Raw genomic sequence first — 18,282 nt, 5'->3', positions numbered from 1 at the left:
CGCGTTCCCGGGAATTACCGCCTCCCGATTCGCTACGCTTTATTTGATCATGGTGCGGCGGGAATCCCCTGGCGTGCCCGGCTGCCGTGAGAAGGGAACGCCGGCCCGGAAGGACTCCGGCTTTCCACCGAATCGGCCCCGTCCGGGAATCCGCCCGGACCCGGGGGACGCGTCCCCGAAAAACCCGGAGCCCCATGCGATTCCCCTTGCTCCCCAGACCCGAAAGAAGTTCGTCGGCACCGCTGTGAAGTACCCTTCTTCTCGATCCCGAAAAGCCTCCCCCCGGCAGAAGGAGGATCCTGGTGGCCACCGACAACCCCAGCGCCCGACGGCGCCGCCTGGGCGTCGAACTGCGTCGTCTACGCGAGAACGCCGGCCTGACCGGCGAGGAAGCCGCGGAGCGGATGTCCTGGTCGGGCAGCAAGCTCTCCCGTATCGAGCGCGGTCAGGTCTCGAGCAACTCCGACGACGTCCGGGACCTGCTCGAGCTCTACGCGGTCACCGACCCCGGCATCACCCAGGCGCTGATCCTGCTCGCCCGCGAGTCGCGCCGCCGCGGCTGGTGGCACGTGTACGGCGATGTGATGCCCGAGCGGTTCGACGTCTACCTCGGCCTCGAACCCGAGGCCCACGCGCTCCGCTTCTACCACCCGCAACTGGTGCCCGGACTGTTCCAGACCCAGGAGTACACGCGGGCGCTGCTGGAGGCGCACCCCGCGCCGGTCGAACCGCACGAGGTCAGCCGGCGGACCGAACTGCGGCTCCGCCGCCAGGCGCTTCTGACCAAGGAGGACCCGCCGAACGTGTGGGTCGTGCTGGACGAGGCGGCCGTCCACCGCGTCATCGGCGGCCCGATCGTCATGGCCGAGCAGCTGCAGCACCTGGACCGGATGAGTCGTTTGTCCCATATCACCCTACAAGTCTTGCCGTTTGACCGAGGGGCGCATCCCGGCCTGAACGGCGCATTCGACATCCTCGAATTCAGGGAACCGGATATCTACGCGCCACGGCTGGTCCATTTGGAGAATCTGACCAGCAGCCTCTACGTCGAAAAGGCGAAAGAAGTGCGGTTCTACTCGGTCGCTTTCGAGCACCTGCGTACCGCCGCGCTGCACCCCGAGGAGACCCGGGGGCTCCTCGCCGACAACGAAAAGCGAATGCGATCGATGGCGAAGGAGCAGCAACCGTATGAGAACGAATAGGGAAGGGGGCGCGGCATGGCCGCGTTCGAAACGGAGAGCGCCCAATGGCGCACGAGCTCCTACAGCGGGACCGGTGGGGGGCAGTGTGTGGAGGTCGCGGACACACCCGGCGCCGTGGGCGTCCGCGACTCCAGGGCCCCGCAGGGCGTCGTCCTGAGCTTCCCCGCCGATGGGTGGACGGCCTTCCTCAAGGCCACGATCCACGGCGGTCTCTAGCCGTCACGTCCGACGGCATCCCGCGGCACCGGGAGACGTGATCCGTCCGTCTCGACGCGGCCGCGACACGGGGGGACCCTTTTGCGGAAGGATCCGGAGCGGGAGTACCCCGCTCCGGATCAGTTACTCTACGCAGTCATTCGACTACGCTCGAGCGACTCCGTCCTTGCGGGCCTGTTCGGCGACGGCCCTGGAGACCGCCGGGACGACCCGCTCGTCGAACGGGCTGGGCAGGATGTAGTCGGGGGCGAGGTCGTCCCCGACCAGATCGGCCAGCGCCTCGGCCGCCGCGACCTTCATGTTCTCGGTGATGTCCGTGGCGCGCACGTCCAGCGCGCCGCGGAAGACGCCGGGGAACGCCAGCACGTTGTTGATCTGGTTGGGGAAGTCGCTGCGCCCGGTGGCCACGACCGCCGCGTACTTGCGGGCGACGTCGGGATGCACCTCGGGGGTCGGGTTGGCCATCGCGCAGATGATGGCGTTCTCGGCCATCGTGGCGACGACCCGCTCGGGCACCTCGCCCGCGGACAGGCCGACGAAAACGTCGGCGCCGACCAGCGCGGACTCGATGGAGCCCTGGATCCCGGCCCTGTTGCTGATGGCCGCGAGGGCGGTCTTCTGCTCGTTGAGGCCCGCGCGGCCCTCGTAGACGATGCCCTTGCTGTCGGCCACGGCGAGGTCGCCGATGCCGCCGTTGATCAGCATCCGCGAGACCGCCAGCCCCGAGGCCCCCGCCCCGGACACGACGGCCCTCAGGTCGCCGAGCTCACGCCCGGTCACCCGGGCCGCGTTGCGCAGCGCGGCCAGCGCCACGATGGCGGTGCCGTGCTGGTCGTCGTGGAAGACCGGGATGTCCAGGCGCTCGCGCAGCCGCCGCTCGATCTCGAAGCAGCGGGGGGCGGAGATGTCCTCCAGGTTGACGCCGCCGAAGGACGGCGCCATGCGGACGACCGTCTCGACGATCTCGTCGACCCCGGTGCACGCCAGCGCGATCGGGACCGAGTCGACGTTCGCGAACTGCTTGAACAGCAGCGCCTTGCCCTCCATGACGGGCAGGGACGCCTCCGGACCGATGTCGCCCAGGCCGAGCACGGCGGTCCCGTCGGTGACGACGGCGACGACCTTGCTCTTCCAGGTGTAGGCGTCGACCAGGTCCGGGTCGTCGGCGATGGCGGTGCAGACACGGGCGACGCCCGGCGTGTAGGCGAGGGCCAGGCCCTCGTGGTCGCTGACCTCGACGGTCGAGTGGACCTCGAGCTTTCCGCCCCGGTGCAGGGCGAAAGCCGGATCCTCGTCGAGCTGGGAATAGCGGTCGCTGGTCAAGTGAAAACCCCTCGGTGGTCATGCGCGTCCACGTCGGCCATGACGGGGACGTGCCTGCGTTGAGAAACAGCGCGCGGAGACGGTGCTAGGGGAGGACCCGTCCACGCTGGTCGGCCATGACCAGTTGGCGGCGGTCCGGTCTCCGCTGTGCTCGTACAAGCGGGGCGCTGCTGGTGTCACGGGGGTGACCCGTTATTCAATCATCTCATAACGGTGACCGCAGGCACATGCCCAGTGGTGACGATGGACCCTCCGTGCTCAATACGCTTTTCCGTGCGATGCGCCAGCAGCCGTCGCTCCCACTCGGCCGGCCCACCGATCAGCCGGCCCATCCGCAGGAGAAGGAGACTGACGTGAAGGCTCTCTGGAACTCACCGGAGTCCACGGGGACCCCTGGAACGAGTAGACCCGTTTCCCGTGTGCGTCTGCCCTACCTGACCGCGCTGCCCGTGGCCGCGGTCCTGGCCTTGAGCGCCTGTGGCGGCGGCGACGCCTCCGACCCCGAGGACTCCCCCGTCGTCGAGGCCGACGAGGAGCTCGCGGCGATGGTCCCCGCGGACCTCGCCGAGGAGGGTGTCATCACGATCGGCGTGGACAGCGAGTACCCGCCCGCCGAGTTCCTGGACACCGACGGCCAGACCGTCATCGGCTTCGACGTCGAGCTGTTCGACGCCGCCGCCGCCAAGCTCGGCCTGGAGACCGACTGGCAGTCCGCCCCGTTCGACGCCATCATCACCGGCGTGGACTCCGGCAAGTACGACGTCGGCGTCTCCTCGTTCACGATCAACAACGAGCGGCTGGAGAACGTGAACATGGTCAGCTACCTGACCGCGGGCACCCAGTGGTTCGGCCTGGCCGGGAACCCCAACGACGTCGACCCCGACAACGCCTGCGGCAGGCGGATCGCGGTGCAGGCCGGGACCGTCCAGGTCCCCGACATCGAGGCGCGCAGCGAGCAGTGCGAGGAGGACGGCGAGGCCCCGATCGAGATCCAGCAGTTCGAGAGCCAGACCCAGGCGACCACCTCGGTGGTGTCCGGGCAGAGCGACGCCAGCCTGGCCGACCTCCCGGTGTCCGGCTACGCCATCGAGCAGACCGGCGGCGGCAAGCTGGAGACCTACGGCGACCAGTACGAGGCCGCCCCCTACGGCGTGGTCACGCCCAAGGAGGACACCGAACTGGCCGAGGCGATCGCCGCCGGGTACGCCGCCATCATCGAGGACGGCACCTACGGCGAGATCCTCGCCGAGTGGGGGATCGGGAACGGCGCCATCGAGACCCCCGAGGTCAACCCGAGCGTGGAGCAGTAGGACCCCGTGAGTTCCGAGAACGAGAACCTCCGGGCCGCGGGGCCTCCGCGGCCCGGGGCGCCCGAGGCCATCAGGGCGGTCCCCGTCCGCTACCCGGGCCGCTGGGTCGCCGCGGCCCTCATCCTGCTGCTCGCCGCCATGTTCGTGCACATGCTGATCACCAACGAGGCGTTCAACTGGCCGTTCATGGTGGCGAACATGTTCACCGAACCGGTCCTGATCGGTGTGCGCACCACCCTCGTCCTGACCGTGCTGGCGATGCTCATCGGCATCGTGCTCGGCGTCGTCGTCGCGGTCATGCGGCTGTCCGGCAACCCCGTCCTCTCCTTCGTGGGCTGGCTGTACACCTGGTTCTTCCGCGCGGTCCCCCGCCTGGTGCTGTGCGTGCTGTTCGGCAACCTGGGCGTGCTCTACAGCCGCGTCGAACTGGGCCTGCCCTTCGACAACTACTGGATGCCGCTGCTGGGGCTGAGCGGAGACGCCCGCTTCCTGTCCTTCGACACCCGCGACATCCTGACCGCCTTCGTCGCGGCGCTGCTGGCGCTGGCGCTGTCCGAGGGCGCCTACATGGCCGAGATCGTCCGCGCCGGCCTGCAGTCGGTGGACCCCGGCCAGACCGAGGCCGCCCAGGCGCTGGGCATGCGCAGGTCCACCCTGCTGCGCCGGATCACGCTGCCCCAGGCCCTGCGGGTGATCGTGCCGCCGACGGGCAACGAGACAACGGCGATGCTCAAGGACACCTCCCTGGTCGCCTACGTACCGCTGACCACGGAGCTGTGGTTCCAGTTGCAGGCCATCGGCAACCGGACCTTCGACCCGTTCCCGATGCTGGTCGCGGCCTGCATCTGGTACCTGTCGATCACCAGCGTGTTCATGCTCGGCCAGTACTTCCTGGAGCGCTCCTTCACCAAGGGCGACCGCCAGGCGCAGGCCGAGGTCACGATGACGCAGGTCCGGGCCAAGAACTAGGGAGGCTTGACGATGACGGAGGAGAGCACTCCCGCGGCCGACGAGCGCGTGGTGGTGGCGGAGAGCGTCCACAAGTCCTACGGCAGGCTGGAGGTGCTGCGCGGAATCGACCTGGAGGTCCGGCGCGGCGAGGTCTGCTGCGTGGTGGGCCCCTCGGGCTCGGGCAAGTCCACGTTCCTGCGCTGTATCAACCACCTGGAGAAGATCAACGCGGGGCGGCTGTGGGTCAACGGCCACCTGATGGGCTACCGGCAGAAGGGCGGCAAGCTCCACGAGCTGCGGGAGTCGGAGGTGGCCGCGCAGCGCCGGGACATCGGCATGGTGTTCCAGCGGTTCAACCTGTTCCCGCACATGTCGGTGCTGGCCAACGTGATGGAGGCACCCGTCCAGGTCAAGCGGGTGGCCAGGAGCAGCGCCCGGGAGACCGCGATGGAGCTGCTGGACCGGGTCGGCCTGGCCGACAAGGCCGGCTCCTACCCCGGCCGGCTGTCGGGCGGGCAGCAGCAACGGGTGGCCATCGCCCGGGCACTGGCGATGAACCCGTCCCTCATGCTGTTCGACGAGCCCACCAGCGCGCTCGACCCCGAACTGGTCGGCGAGGTCCTGGACGTGATGCAGGGGCTGGCCGCCGATGGGATGACCATGGTCGTGGTGACCCACGAGATGGGCTTCGCCCGCGAGGTCGGCGACACGCTCGTCTTCATGGACGGCGGGGTCGTGGTCGAGAGCGGCGTTCCCCGGGAGGTCCTGGGCAACCCGCGGCACGAGCGGACCAGGGCGTTCCTGTCCAAGGTCCTGTAGGCACCGGGGCCGGGGTGCCGGTCCGTCCACGCGGGGCACTCCGCTAGCGTGGACGGACCAGCGCCCCTTTCGTCACGTTGTGAGGCATTCGATGATCCGCCCGGCCCGTCCCGAGGACGTCCCCGCCATCACCCGGCTGGTCCGGGACCTGGCCGAGTACGAGAAGGAGCCCGAGTCCGCGACCGCCACCGAGGCCGACTTCTCCGCCGCCCTGTTCGGCGAGCACCCCGCGGCCTTCGCGCACGTCGCCGAGCACACCGCCGAGGACGGCTCCGTCTCCGTGGCGGGCTTCGCCCTGTGGTTCCGCAACTTCTCCACCTGGACCGGACGGCACGGCATCTACCTCGAGGACCTGTACGTACGCCCCGAACTGCGCGGGCACGGCTACGGCAGGGCCCTGCTGACCGAACTCGCCCGCGTCTGCGTCGCCCGCGGGTACCGGCGCCTCGAGTGGTCGGTGCTGGACTGGAACGCTCCTTCCATCGGCTTCTACCGGTCCCTGGGCGCGGTTCCCATGGACGGCTGGAGCGTCTACCGGCTCGACGGGGACGCCCTCACCGGTCTGGGCCGCGCCTGACGGGCCCCGACCGCACCCCCTGCCCCGGAACCCGCCGCGCCGCTCCCCGCCCGGGGACACGGAGCAGCGCACTTGTCACGTACCTGGGGGGAACAAGATAGATTGCTTTCAAGCGGCAATCTCGCTTCCCTAAGGAGGGACGTGACCGAAGACACCGCTGTACCGACGGCGGGCGCCATGGGCGTGAGGGATGCGGTAACGGTTCGCATGCCTGCCGACAGCGCCTACCTGTCCGTGTTGCGCACGGCTACCGCAGGACTCGCGGCCAGACTCGACTTCACACTGGACGAGATCGAGGACCTGCGCATCGGCGTCGACGAGGCCTGCGCGATGCTGCTCTCCCAGGCCCTGCCCGGTACAGACCTGACGACGGAATTCGAACTCACCGGTGACGGAATGCGCATCAGCGTCTCGGTCCTGACCGCGGACGGCCGCCTTCCGGCGCGCGACACCTTCGCATGGACCGTGCTCTCGGCCCTCGCGGGTGACGTCGACGCCGCTGTCGGTCCCGACGACCGGGTGTCCATCGTTCTGCACAAACGCCGCGACGTGGTGGAGTCGGCGTGAGCGAGAGGGGGTCCGCTCTGACGGCGAAAACGGAGCACTCGACGCCTGACCGGGCCCGTGCGCGGGAGCTGTTCGAACGCCTGAGCGAGCTCGACCCGGACGCGCCCGAGCGTCAGCGCATCCGGGACGAGCTCGTGGAGCTGCACCTTCCACTGGTGGAGTACCTGGCCCGGCGCTTCCGCAACCGCGGCGAGTGGCTCGACGACCTGACCCAGGTCGCCACGATCGGGCTGATCAAGTCCATCGACCGGTTCGACCTGGGCCGCGGGGTGGAGTTCTCCACCTACGCCACTCCCACGATCGTCGGCGAGATCAAGCGGCACTTCCGGGACAAGGGCTGGGCGGTGCGGGTCCCGCGCCGCCTGCAGGAGCTCAAGCTCTCGCTGACCAAGGCGGTCGGTGAGCTGTCCCAGCGGCAGGGCCGCGCGCCCACGGTCGCCGAGCTCGCCGAGTACCTGAAGATGACCGAGGAGGAAGTGCTGGAGGGCCTGGAGTCCGCCAACGCCTACTCCACCGTCTCCCTCGACGCGCCCGACAGCGGCGACGAGGACGCGCCCGCGGTCGCCGACTCGCTGGGGATCGTGGACGAGTCCCTGGAGGGCGTCGAGTACCGCGAGTCCCTCAAGCCGCTGCTGGAGCAGCTTCCACCCCGCGAGAAGCGCATCCTGCTGCTGCGCTTCTTCGGCAACATGACCCAGTCGCAGATCGCCACGGAACTCGGCATCTCGCAGATGCACGTGTCCCGGCTGCTGGCCCGCACACTCGCCCAGCTGCGCCAGGCGCTCACCACCGACGACTGACCGCCCCGTGTGCGCGGAGGCGCCCGGCCGATGCGGCCGGGCGCCTCCGCGCACTCACCGCTTCGAGGAGGCGCCCTCGGCCGGGAAGAGCGTGGCGGTGGTCGCCGGGGCGAGCACCAGCGCCGCGGTGACCAGAGCGAATCCGCCCAGCCCGACACTGAGCCCGTACTGCTCGCTGGTCCACAGGTAATAGGCGACCACCAGGGCGAAGATCTGGGTCAGCACGACCGGGGTGCGCGCCCACTCCCTGAGGTCGAACAGGCCCCAGGCGACGTAGCCGAGCACGGCGCCGCCCCCGAAGGCGAAGACCGCCAGTGGAAGCGCGTAGGTGACGTCGGTGGCATTGCCCAGCAGGGTGTTCAGCAGGACGAACCCGCCGAGGACCAGCAGGACCAGGGCCAGCAGCGCCTCGAGCGCGGCGGCCAGGACGAGGGTGATGGGTCGTCTGGACACGGGTTCACTGTAACCCCGCCTTCGCCCCGGACTTCCCCGGAGACGTGATCACTGCCCCTAGACTGTGCGCGTGCGCGCCTTGTTCATCTCGAATCCGCAGGCCACCACGACGACGGCCCGTTCGCGGGACGTGATCGTGCGGGCCCTCGCCAGCGACATCGAGCTCGACGTCGCGCAGACCGAGTACCGCGACCACGCCAAGGAGATGGCCCGTAAGGCCGCCGACGAAGGCTATGAGCTGGTCGTCAGCCTCGGCGGGGACGGCACCGTGAACGAGGTCGTCAACGGTCTGCTGTCGGTGCCCGACGAGGCGAAGCGCCCGGCGTACGCGGCGCTTCCCGGTGGCAGCGCGAACGTCTTCATCCGTGCCCTGGGGCTGCCCTCCGACCCGATCGAGGCCACCGGCGCGGTGCTGGAGGCGCTGCGCACCGGTTCCCGCCGCACGGTGGGCCTGGGCCAGATCGACGAGCCCGGCGACGGGCGCTACTTCACCTTCTGCGCCGGGTTCGGCTGGGACGCCGACGTGGTGCACGAGGTCGAACGGCAGCGGCGGCGCGGCCGGCGCGCCTCCCCCCTCCTCTACACGAGCATCGCCACGCAGCTGTTCCTCAAGGGCGGGGTCGGACGCGACCCGTCACTGAGCGTGGAGGTCCCCGGCCGGGAACCGGTGCGGGACCTGTACTTCGCGCTGGTGACGAACACGACCCCGTGGACCTACGCGGGCGCGGTCGCGGTCCAGCCGACCCCTCGGTCGCGCTTCGAGCTGGGACTGGACGTGCTCGCGATGACGCGCATGAACACCCCGGTGGCCGCCGGCGTGCTGCGCCGGATGCTGTCGGAGCGGGGGGTCCCGCCCCAGGGGCGCGGATATCTCACCTGGCACGACCAGAGCGAGTTCACCATCCGCTCGCGGCGGCCTCGCGCCTTCCAGATCGACGGGGAGTACCTCGGGCACCGGAAACGGGTCAACTTCCGGTCGATTCCGAAGGCATTACGAATGGTCGGTTGACGACACGTGAACAGCCGCCCCAAGGCGCTTGTGACGCACACGACACCCCGTCCGCCAGGATAGTGCACTCGGCGCACTTGAAAGCTCCTGGTATCCCTGTCACGCTCAGAGTATCGCCGCACGTTACGGGCACGTTAACGGTCGGTTCCGAGGTCAGTGGCCGCAACACGAGAGTCACCCGCGCTTCGCGGTCATTCGGATTCGCCCACGACGACCCGTGCGGGGCGCAAGTGAGATCGGGGACCGACAACGACGTGGCCCCGAAACGACGTTTCACTTCGTGAACTGATTCACAAAGCTCACGCCCCCAGATCGCCTCACTGTGAGGAGTGGACCCGCATGGACTGGCGCCACCACGCTGCCTGCCGTGACGAAGACCCCGAGCTCTTCTTCCCCATCGGGAATTCCGGGCCGGCACTGATCCAGATCCAGGAAGCCAAAGAGGTGTGCCGCCGCTGTCCGGCGGTGAGCGCCTGTCTGCAGTGGGCGCTGGAGAGCGGCCAGGACGGCGGCGTCTGGGGCGGCATGAGCGAGGACGAGCGCCGCGCGCTCAAGCGCCGCCGCTCCGCGCGACCGGTTCCCCGGCTGCGCAGCGCGGCCTGACCGAGACGACGACAGTCGTGTTCTGAGCAGGGTCCGCCGTGCACCCCGCCGAGAACACGACCCCCGAGGGGCGGTCCCGCGACCGCCCCTCTTCTCATGGGTACGCGCCCGACTGCCGTCAAGGCGGGCGGTTTCGGGGCCCGGTGTTCGTTCTCTCCGCCGATCGTGACCTTTCCGGGGCCTCGGAGGCGGATGAGGCCCCGGAAAGGTCACGATCGGCGGGTAGGCCACCACGAAGGCGACCTGGCCAGCGGACTACGGGCGCGGGACACCGGGGAGGCTCCGGCACAGGGGTGGTTCGCGTGCCGGAGGCTCCCTAGTTGTAGGGCTGCACCTCGTGGTCCACCGGCAGGTCCAGGAGGACCTTGGTGCCGCCGTCGTCCTTCGGGGCCATCTCCAGGCGGCCGGCGAGTTCGCCCGTGACCAGGGTCCGCACGATCTGAAGCCCCAGACTGCTGCTGCTCTCCAGGTCGAAGTCGGCCGGCAGGCCGACACCGTCGTCGATGACCTGGATGAGCAGCCGGGCCGAGGCCCTCTCCTCGGGATCGGGCAGCGGGGCCTCGCGGTGCACCCGCACCTCGATGCTGCCGGGGCCGTGCTTGAGCCCGTGCTCGATGGCGTTCTGCACCAGTTCCGTCAGCACCATCGACAGCGGGGTCGCCACCAGCGCGGACAGCAGCCCGAAGTGCCCCACCCGGCGCGGCACGACCGCCACCGCGCCGGTGGAGGAGACCTCCGCGGCCATCTCGATGACCCGGTCCGCGATGTCGTCGAAGTCGACGGTCTCGTCCGGGGTGTGCGAGAGCATCTCGTGCACGATCGCGATCGAACCGACCCTGCGCACCGCCTCGTCCAGTGCCGCGCGCCCCTCCGGGTGCTGGAGCCTGCGCGCCTGAAGACGCAGCAGGGCCGCGACGGTCTGCAGGTTGTTCTTGACCCTGTGGTGGATCTCACGGATCGTGGCGTCCTTGGTCATCAGCTCGCGCTCGCGTCGACGCAGCTCGGTGACGTCGCGGACCATGATCAGGGCGCCGATCCGGTCCCCGCTGATGATCAGCGGGATGGCGCGCAGCTGGATGGTGGACCCCCGCGCCTCCACCTCCGCCTCCTTCGGGACCCGCCCCCCGGCCGTCCAGGTCAGGGACTCGTCGCGGGGGTCGGCGGCGGCGGACAGCTCCAGCGTGGTGCGGGCCAGTGAGGCGCCGACGAGGTCGGCGGTCAGGCCGAGCCTGCGGTAGGCCGAGAGCGCGTTGGGGCTGGCGTAGACCACCCGCCCCTCCTTGTCCAGGCGGAGCAGGCCGTCGCCGACCCTGGGCGAGCGCACCATCAGCGGCCCCTGGTCGCTGAACGGGAAACCGCCCTCGGCGATCATCTGCGCCATGTCGCCGGCGCTCTGCAGGTAGGTGAGCTCCAGGCGGCTGGGGGTGCGCGCGGAGCTGAGGTTGGTGCTGCGCTGGATCACGCCGAGCAGGACGCCGTCCCTGCGCACCGGGACCGTCTCCTCGCGCACCGGGACCCCGCCCGACCAGTCCGGGTCGCCTTCGCGGCAGATCCGTCCCTCCTTCCAGGCGCGGTCGATCAGCGCGCGCTTGGCGCTCATCTGCGGGGTGACCGAGTCGTCGCCCGCGCCGTCGGGGGCGTCGCGCAGGAACTTCTCGACGAGGTCGTCCTGGAAGGCGGTCGGCCCGGTGGTGGGGCGCATCTGGGCGACCGCGACCCAGCCGCTGTCGTCGCGCAGGCGCACCCACAGCACCAGGTCCGCGAACGACAGGTCCGCGAGCAGCTGCCAGTCGGAGACCAGTGAGTGCAGCCACTCCAGGTCCGCCGTCTTGAGCGCCGTATACCTTCTGATCAGATCACTGAGGTGAGGCACTCACAAATCATCCCACGAGTGAGGGCATACTCAAGGGGCGCGTCTTTCTACCAATGGCCTAGACCAGTTCTGGCCTTTCTGGTGATCCAGGTATGTGTCGGCCCCCTGACACTGCGAAGATGCGGCAAATGCTGAACGGGTGGGAAGCGGTGGAGGAAACCGACGTGACGGCTCAGCGAACTCTCGAGGACAGCCCCCGAGTTCCGAAGTACTACCAGGTCAAGAAGCAGCTTCTGGAGCTCATCGAGGCGATGCCCGCAGGCAATCCGGTCCCCCCGGAGCGCGCTCTGGCCACCCAGTTCGGCACCTCGCGCACGACGGTGCGCCAGGCGCTCACCGAGATGGTGGTCGAGGGCAGGCTGCTGCGGATCCAGGGCAAGGGCACCTTCGTGGCCAAGCCCAAGGTGGCCCAGGTGCTCCAGCTCACGAGCTACACGCAGGAGATGCGGTCGCACGGCCTGCACCCCGCGACGCGGATCCTCGATGTGAGCTACATCAACGCGGACGAGGAGCTGGCCGAACTGCTGGCCATCCGCTCGGGCGGCAGGGTGCTGCGGATCGAGCGCCTGCGGCTGGCCAACGGCGAGCCGATGGCCGTGGAGACCGCCCACCTGGCGGCCCGCCGCTTCCCGGGCCTGCGCCGCCAACTGGACCGGTACGCCTCCCTCTACGAGGCTCTGGCCAGCGCCTACGACGTCCGCCTGGCCGAGGCCGAGGCGACCATCGAGACCGTCCTGGCCACCCCCAACGAGGCCCGCCTGCTCGGCGTGGACGTGGGCCTGCCGCTCGTGCTGCACTGCCAGCACAGCTTCGACGCCGACGGCCACCCGGTGGAGTGGGTCCGCTCCCTGTACCGGGGCGACCGGTACAAGTTCGTGACCCGGCTCCGGCCGCCGAGGGACTAGGGAGCGCTTCCGGGGCCCCGCAGTGTCCGGAACCACCGGGCACTGTGGGGCAGGTCACCCAATCGGGGTTACCCGCTGGTAGGTTACGCCTTGGCAGACGGTGGCGCGCATCCCGCGTCCGCCCCTCGGCCACGGGACCCCACAAGGAGCGTGACGCGACACAATGGGCACCTCTTCTTCCTTTTCTTCCTTCTCCGGACGGCTCGCCGGCCACGGCGGCGCTCACGCCGTCGAGATCGCCCGGCACCACGGCGTGGACACCATGTTCACGCTCTCGGGCGGGCACGTCTTCCCGATCTACGACGGCGCGGTCAAGCCCGAACCCGCCGTCCGGCTGCTGGACGTCCGGCACGAGCAGACGGCGGTGTTCGCCGCCGAGGGCGTCGGCAAGCTCACCCGGCGGGCCGGATGGGCCGTGGTGACCGCCGGGCCCGGCGTCACCAACGCCGTCAGCGGGGTGGCCACCGCGCACTTCAACGGCTCGCCCCTGGTGGTCGTCGGCGGGCGCGCCCCCGACAGCCGCTGGGGCCAGGGCCTGCTCCAGGAACTGGACCAGCCGCCGCTGTTCGCCCCGATCACCAAGCGCGCCTGGACCGTGCACGAGACGGCCGGGATCGGCCCGGCCGTGGACGAGGCGTTCACCCTCGCCAACTCCGCGCACCGGGGCCCGGTGTTCCTGGACGTCCCGATGGACCGCCTCTACGACCAGGCCGAGGTCGAACTCGACGGACGCGGCCCGGCGGCCGACCGCGCGCCCGACCCCGAGGCGGTGGCCGGCATCGCCCGGCTGCTCGGCGAGGCCAGACGGCCGGTGCTGGTGTACGGCTCGGACGTGTGGCTCGACGGGGCCGAGCGGACCGCGCTGGAGGTCGCCGAGGAGCTCGGCGTCCCGGTGATCACCAACGGGCAGGGGCGCGGGGTGCTCCCGGGCGGGCACCCGCTGCTGGCCAACCGGGCACGCGGTCTCGCCCTGGGCAACGCCGACCTGGTCGTCGTCGTGGGCACCCCGCTGGACTTCCGCCTCAACCACGGCCTGTTCGGCGGCCGCGACGGCGCTCCGCCGGCCAAGACCGTGCACGTCACCGACTCCCCCGCCCGGCTCGCCACCCACCTGACCCTCGCGGGGGCCGCCTCGGGCGACCTGTCGCTGGTCCTGCGCGGCATCGCCGACGGCGCCAAGCCCGGCCCCGAGGTCGAGCGGTGGCGCGCCTCGGTGTCCGAGACCGCCGCGGCCGCGGCCGCCACCGACCGCGAGGCCCTGGGGAGCGGCTCCGCGCCCATCCACCCGGCCCGGATCTACGGCGAGCTCAACCGGCTCCTGGACGACGACGCGGTCGTGATCGGGGACGGCGGCGACTTCGTCTCCTACGCGGGCAAGTACATCGAGCCCGCGAAGCCCGGCAACTGGCTCGACCCCGGCCCGTTCGGCTGCCTGGGCACCGGCATGGGGTACTCCGTCGCGGCCCGGCTGTCCCGGCCCTCCTCCCAGGTCGTGGCCCTGTTCGGGGACGGCGCGATCGGGTTCTCGCTGGCCGACGTGGACACCCTGGTCCGGCACCGGTTGCCGGTGGTCATGGTCTGCGGCAACAACGGCGTCTGGGGACTGGAGAAGGCCCCGATGCGGATGATCTACGGCTACGACGTGATCGCCGACCTGACCCCGCAGACCCGGTACGACGAGGTCGTCCGGGCCCTTGGCGGCGGCGGCGAGCTGGTCACCGACCCGGCCGAGATCGGCCCGGCCCTGCGCCGCGCCTTCGACTCGGGCGTCCCGTACCTGGTCAACATCGCCACCGACCCGGAGAACGTCTACCCCCGCAAGACCATGGGCGTCTGACCGCCCTGTCGGGTCCCCCGCCGTGGTCCTGCGGTCTCCTCCGAAGCGCACCGGGGAAGCACAGGACCACGGGGAGGAGGGCGCGACGGCGCCCCGGACGCGCGTCCGGCTACTCCACGACCGCGAGCAGGTCGCCCTCCCGGACCACGTCGCCCTCGGCGACGACGATCTCGACGACCCTGCCGGGGTCCTCGACCAGGACCGGAATCTCCATCTTCATGGACTCCAGGATCACCAGCGTGTCTCCCTCGGCGACCTCGTCCCCCTGGTGCGCCGTGACCTTCCAGACGCTCGCGACCGTCTCCGCGCGGATCTCAGTCATCGGTCTCGATCCCCCTCCCCTGTCCCCGTGTGCGTTGGCCAACCGATGCTGGAGGAGTACCCGGAAGCGGCCTCACCAGCGTGCCGCCGGCCGATTCAGCACCGCGGCCAGCGCTTCGACCACCGCGTGGTCGTACTCCCGGTCGGTGTCCATGCGCAGCCGCTGGAGCACCGCCTCGGTGCGGTCGCGGTCCTTCGACTCCCCCACCAGGTCGTCGAAGGCGTTGGTCACCTTGATGATCCTGCTGCCCAGCGGAGGCGGGCCGTCGTCGCCGCAGCCCGCGGCCGGTTCGCACTGGCGGCGTACCAGCTCGGCGACGCTGTCCAGGACCCCGGTCTCGCGGATGATCGCCGAACCCAGTTCGGCGATGCGGCGCTGCTCCCGGGGCGAGGCCAGCACGGTGGCCCCGCTGGGGATGGGATCGCGCAGCGAGAGCTGGCCGATGTCGTGCATCAGCGCGGCGTACTCGAGTTCCAGCAGGTCCGACTCCGGCATCCCCAGTTCGCAGCCGATCGCCTGGGAGAGTCCGCTGACGCGGCGCGAGTGCCCCGTCTCGACGTATCCGCCGACCTCGGTGACCCGGGACAGCGCCCGCACGGTCTGCAGGTAGGTGAGCCGGATCTCGGCGTACCGGCGGAACGCGACCTGGGTGACCAGCAGCGGAGCGGTGAAGACCAGAAGCGCGGTCAGCCCCATGACGTGCGCGGACAGCGCCATCAGGATGGCCGAGGCGCCGATCGCCATGCCGATCGCCAGTTGGGCGCGCATCTCGTCGAGCACCGCGACGCGGAACCGGGTGCGCAGCCGGTCGGCGCGGACCGCCGCGGCGGCGACCGAGTCCAGCGCCCACGCCGCCACCACGACCACCGCCATGAGCACCAGCGACAGCCACCACAGCGGGCCGTCCTGGTCCACCGCGGCCGCGAGGGACTTGAAGACCAGGACGACGGCCGAGACGTTGAGCAGCCTCCGCGCCAGATCCCCCCAGCGGGGCACGCGGCCCACCATGATGTGCGGCAGCTCGCCCAGGGCCAGACCGACCGCGACCACCGCGATGACCTGCCAGGCCGAGTGGGTGACGGGGTCGTTCCCGATGGTGAACAGGAACGCGTAGGCCATGGCCGAGGCCGAGGCGATGGGCGCGACCTCGCGGTGGCCGGGCAGCGTGATGCGGGCGAACTCGCCCAGCGACACCAGGATCCCGAACGCCAGGGCCACCCTCGGGTGCTCGAACCCCGTCGCGGCGGTGGTCCACAGCAGCGATCCGGTGGCGACGAGCAGGGCCGCCCCGATCAGCAGCGGCCTCGTCGGACCGACGGTCCGCCACTGCCCGCCGCGTACGCCCTGCGGCACCCGGGCGGTCGACACGCTGTCGGTCATGATCTGGAGGTCTCTCCCGCCACCCGGACCGGGGCACCGGTGCCGGCCTTGCCCTGCTCCCGTTCGGCGATCTGCTCGCACTCGTCCTTCATCGGCTCGACGAGGTCGGGAACCTCCCAGCCCTCGCGGTCCACCGCGCGCACCAGCGCCTCCACCATCCGGGGGTCGAACTGGGTGCCCGCGCACCGGCGCAGCTCCGCGATGGCGTCCGCGGCGCTCCAGGCGGTGCGGTAGGAGCGGGTGGAGGTCAGGCAGTCGAACACGTCGGCGACCGAGACCAGCCGGGCCGCCTCGGGGATCTCCTCCCCGGCCAGCCCCATCGGGTACCCGCCGCCGTCCATGCGCTCGTGGTGGTGCATGATCCCGGCGAGCGCCTCGTCGAGGAAGTCGATCTCGCGCACGATCTCGTAGCCCCGCATGGGGTGCAGCTGGATCGCGGCGAACTCGTCCTCGGTGAGCTTCCCGGCCTTCTGCAGGATCTTGGTCGGCACGCCCAGCTTCCCGATGTCGTGCAGCATGCCCGCGTAGCGCATCGTCTGCGCGCGCTCGACCGGCATGCCCAGCTCCTCGGCGATCATCCCGGCGGCCTTGGCCACCCGCATGCAGTGGCCGCGCGTGTAGTAGTCCTTGGTCTCCACCGCCTGGCACAGGGTGGCCAGCGTGGCGTCGTGCGCGCGCTGCTGGAAGACGTACTGGTCGAAGGCCCATCGCGCGATGAACAGCGGCAGCAGCACCAGCAGCACCGCGAACGGGCCGACCGCCCCCCAGATGGCGGCGATGAACAGACCCAGCATGGCGTACCCGATGGAGGACAGCTCCAGGGTGGCCAGTGGCCGCCACCGCATGCGGCGCGGCCGCTGGATTCTCAGCTCGCCCAGGCACCACATCAACCCGGTCACGAGCACCGTGTTGCAGGCGGAGTAGACCAGGACCGCCACCATGAACGGCAGGATGGCCCACGGGAAGGCCTCTTCCCCCGGAACTCCCACCCTTCCGCCGAGCAGCTTGAAGACGTACCCCGAGACGTACCCGGCGAGGCCGAACTGCGCTCCGTTGAACAGCCGCTTGACCAGGTCCTGCCGACGAATGACGAGAACGGAGGAGAAACCGACGATGGCCGCGCCGAACGGTCCGACCAGGACCGCGGCGGCGAGTGAGGCCGCCGAGCTCGGCGAGATCCCGGTCTTGCCGCTGTCGACCATCGTGCCGATCGACTCGGCGACCACGAACAGGGTCGCCAGGAGCACCAGGGTGCCGAGGTCGACCCCCTTGATGGGGCCGAAGATCACCTCGAGCAGTACGACGACGGCGGCACCTAGTGCGACAAGGCCGACGTACAACCGCGCGGCCACTGGTAGGGCACGCAATTCCCGCTCCTTCTCATCCTGATGCCAGCCGTTCCGTCATAGTTTCAGAGATTTGGTCCTACCACCAGCTCCAGCCACTGATCGTGGTAACGGACATGGCCAGGGCTGCCATGAAGAACATGAACTTGCCGAACATCCAGGTCATCACTATCCCGCCTTTCTAGCGCCCCCGCGCTTTCGCCCCCGTGGACGGCGACACGAATTGTCCCCATACGATGGATGCAGCGGCCAGTTTAACGGTAGCCACCGGGCTCGACATTCAACCGAGCCAAACTCGCGTCCGGGCACGACAAAGACGCGCCACAGCGTTTTCAAAATGCGGAAATACGAATCCCATTCGTAATTGACCGAGTAACGCTCCGCAATCGTTCGACTTTTCAAAGACGGAGTAATAACGCCGAGCGGCAGGCGATTCCCCTGATCGAGTGACGCCCACACAGACCAGCACAGATCACTGTGAGTAGTCAAGTGTAAGTTTTCAGCGAAGTATCGGTCCGGTAAGAATCCGGGATCCGTCCCGGCTCCAACCGCGCTCGCCGCCCGGCGTGTCCCCCACGCCCGGTCACGGAAACGGCCGGCGCGAACGACCGAAACCGGAGCCCCCCGCCCACCGCCAACAGTCCTGAATCGGGCATAACCCGCCGAATAACGACGCGCGGGGGGGGGCGCCCGGGAAACCCCCGGCCGCCCCCCCGCGGTGGTTTTTGTGGGGGAAAACCGGAGGCCCTCGCGCCAACGGGGGGGCCCCCCGGGCCGCGGCCCCATGTG

Annotated in this window: 18 protein-coding genes; 12 read left to right on the top strand and 6 right to left on the bottom strand. The window is 70.0% G+C overall.

Annotation, left to right across the window (positions count from 1 at the left end):
• Nucleotides 1-302: 302 nt before the first annotated feature.
• Entirely contained in the window at nt 303-1,202 is a 900-nt protein-coding gene (locus EV190_RS06220) for a helix-turn-helix domain-containing protein (RefSeq protein ID WP_243742397.1), read from the top strand.
• Nucleotides 1,203-1,217: 15 nt separating this feature from the next.
• On the top strand, nt 1,218-1,418 hold the full coding sequence (locus EV190_RS06215; RefSeq protein WP_133740506.1) for a DUF397 domain-containing protein: 201 nt from the start codon (nt 1,218-1,220) through the stop codon (nt 1,416-1,418).
• A 144-nt stretch (nt 1,419-1,562) separates the two neighbouring features.
• Here the strand turns inward: EV190_RS06215 and EV190_RS06210 are convergent, their stop codons facing one another.
• Nucleotides 1,563-2,741 (bottom strand): NAD(P)-dependent malic enzyme, encoded by a 1,179-nt coding sequence (locus EV190_RS06210; RefSeq protein WP_133740505.1) that lies wholly within the window; start codon nt 2,739-2,741, stop codon nt 1,563-1,565.
• 419 nt (nt 2,742-3,160) lie between these two features.
• Here EV190_RS06210 and EV190_RS06205 point away from each other — a divergent pair, with 419 nt between their 5' ends.
• The 6 genes from EV190_RS06205 to EV190_RS06180 all read left to right on the top strand — a co-directional run bounded on the left by EV190_RS06205 (nt 3,161) and on the right by EV190_RS06180 (nt 7,765).
• Entirely contained in the window at nt 3,161-4,051 is an 891-nt protein-coding gene (locus tag EV190_RS06205; protein ID WP_243742396.1) for an ABC transporter substrate-binding protein, read from the top strand.
• A gap of 6 nt (nt 4,052-4,057) precedes the next feature.
• Nucleotides 4,058-5,020, top strand: coding sequence for an amino acid ABC transporter permease (locus tag EV190_RS06200; RefSeq protein WP_394345497.1), 963 nt, complete (start codon nt 4,058-4,060; stop codon nt 5,018-5,020).
• A 12-nt stretch (nt 5,021-5,032) separates the two neighbouring features.
• Nucleotides 5,033-5,821 (top strand): amino acid ABC transporter ATP-binding protein, encoded by a 789-nt coding sequence (locus EV190_RS06195; RefSeq protein ID WP_133740504.1) that lies wholly within the window; start codon nt 5,033-5,035, stop codon nt 5,819-5,821.
• 91 nt (nt 5,822-5,912) lie between these two features.
• Complete coding sequence (locus EV190_RS06190) at nt 5,913-6,398, top strand: GNAT family N-acetyltransferase (protein WP_133740729.1); 486 nt, start codon at nt 5,913-5,915, stop codon at nt 6,396-6,398.
• 141 nt (nt 6,399-6,539) lie between these two features.
• Nucleotides 6,540-6,965, top strand: coding sequence for an anti-sigma factor (locus EV190_RS06185; RefSeq protein ID WP_133740503.1), 426 nt, complete (start codon nt 6,540-6,542; stop codon nt 6,963-6,965).
• A complete protein-coding gene (locus EV190_RS06180) occupies nt 6,962-7,765 on the top strand; it encodes an RNA polymerase sigma factor SigF (protein ID WP_133740502.1) in 804 nt (267 codons plus the stop codon). Before EV190_RS06185 ends, EV190_RS06180 begins: the two co-directional genes overlap by 4 nt.
• Nucleotides 7,766-7,819: 54 nt before the next feature.
• Here the strand turns inward: EV190_RS06180 and EV190_RS06175 are convergent, their stop codons facing one another.
• Complete coding sequence (locus EV190_RS06175) at nt 7,820-8,218, bottom strand: hypothetical protein (protein ID WP_133740501.1); 399 nt, start codon at nt 8,216-8,218, stop codon at nt 7,820-7,822.
• Nucleotides 8,219-8,288: 70 nt separating this feature from the next.
• Between EV190_RS06175 and EV190_RS06170 the strand changes: the two genes are divergently transcribed.
• Nucleotides 8,289-9,227, top strand: a complete 939-nt coding sequence (locus EV190_RS06170) for a diacylglycerol/lipid kinase family protein (RefSeq protein ID WP_133740500.1) — start codon at nt 8,289-8,291, stop codon at nt 9,225-9,227.
• A gap of 339 nt (nt 9,228-9,566) precedes the next feature.
• Nucleotides 9,567-9,830, top strand: coding sequence for a WhiB family transcriptional regulator (locus EV190_RS06165; RefSeq protein WP_133740499.1), 264 nt, complete (start codon nt 9,567-9,569; stop codon nt 9,828-9,830).
• A gap of 316 nt (nt 9,831-10,146) precedes the next feature.
• Here EV190_RS06165 and EV190_RS06160 read toward each other — a convergent pair whose 3' ends face one another.
• Complete coding sequence (locus tag EV190_RS06160) at nt 10,147-11,703, bottom strand: sensor histidine kinase (RefSeq protein ID WP_133740498.1); 1,557 nt, start codon at nt 11,701-11,703, stop codon at nt 10,147-10,149.
• 164 nt (nt 11,704-11,867) lie between these two features.
• Here EV190_RS06160 and EV190_RS06155 point away from each other — a divergent pair, with 164 nt between their 5' ends.
• Together EV190_RS06155 and EV190_RS06150 are read left to right on the top strand one after the other, a co-directional pair.
• Nucleotides 11,868-12,608, top strand: coding sequence for a GntR family transcriptional regulator (locus EV190_RS06155; RefSeq protein WP_133740497.1), 741 nt, complete (start codon nt 11,868-11,870; stop codon nt 12,606-12,608).
• Nucleotides 12,609-12,771: 163 nt separating this feature from the next.
• Complete coding sequence (locus EV190_RS06150; RefSeq protein ID WP_133740496.1) at nt 12,772-14,445, top strand: acetolactate synthase; 1,674 nt, start codon at nt 12,772-12,774, stop codon at nt 14,443-14,445.
• Between the two features lie 109 nt (nt 14,446-14,554).
• On the opposite strand, the gene EV190_RS06145 is transcribed toward EV190_RS06150, so the two are convergent.
• From EV190_RS06145 to EV190_RS06135, 3 genes are all read right to left on the bottom strand, one after another.
• Entirely contained in the window at nt 14,555-14,767 is a 213-nt protein-coding gene (locus EV190_RS06145) for a biotin/lipoyl-binding carrier protein (protein ID WP_133740495.1), read from the bottom strand.
• 72 nt (nt 14,768-14,839) lie between these two features.
• Nucleotides 14,840-16,147 (bottom strand): HD-GYP domain-containing protein, encoded by a 1,308-nt coding sequence (locus EV190_RS06140; RefSeq protein WP_133740494.1) that lies wholly within the window; start codon nt 16,145-16,147, stop codon nt 14,840-14,842.
• Nucleotides 16,144-17,487 (bottom strand): HD-GYP domain-containing protein, encoded by a 1,344-nt coding sequence (locus EV190_RS06135; protein WP_133740728.1) that lies wholly within the window; start codon nt 17,485-17,487, stop codon nt 16,144-16,146. The genes EV190_RS06140 and EV190_RS06135 overlap by 4 nt, the downstream gene beginning before the upstream one ends.
• Nucleotides 17,488-18,282: the final 795 nt, after the last annotated feature.

The sequence above is a fragment of the Actinorugispora endophytica genome (genome assembly GCF_004363075.1).
GTDB classification, from domain to species: Bacteria; Actinomycetota; Actinomycetes; order Streptosporangiales; family Streptosporangiaceae; genus Actinorugispora; species Actinorugispora endophytica.
The sequence above is the reverse complement of the archived record's forward strand: the minus strand, read 5'-3'. Positions and strand labels throughout refer to the sequence as shown.

Bases quoted from the DNA above. Each gene is read 5' to 3' on its own strand.
- EV190_RS06215 (WP_133740506.1), top strand. From the start codon at position 1,218: ATGGCCGCGTTCGAAACGGAGAGCGCCCAATGGCGCACGAGCTCCTAC.
- EV190_RS06195 (WP_133740504.1), top strand. From the start codon at position 5,033: ATGACGGAGGAGAGCACTCCCGCGGCCGACGAGCGCGTGGTGGTGGCG.
- EV190_RS06165 (WP_133740499.1), top strand. From the start codon at position 9,567: ATGGACTGGCGCCACCACGCTGCCTGCCGTGACGAAGACCCCGAGCTC.
- EV190_RS06150 (WP_133740496.1), top strand. From the start codon at position 12,772: ATGGGCACCTCTTCTTCCTTTTCTTCCTTCTCCGGACGGCTCGCCGGC.
- EV190_RS06190 (WP_133740729.1), top strand. From the start codon at position 5,913: ATGATCCGCCCGGCCCGTCCCGAGGACGTCCCCGCCATCACCCGGCTG.
- EV190_RS06140 (WP_133740494.1), bottom strand. From the start codon at position 16,147: ATGACCGACAGCGTGTCGACCGCCCGGGTGCCGCAGGGCGTACGCGGC.
- EV190_RS06145 (WP_133740495.1), bottom strand. From the start codon at position 14,767: ATGACTGAGATCCGCGCGGAGACGGTCGCGAGCGTCTGGAAGGTCACG.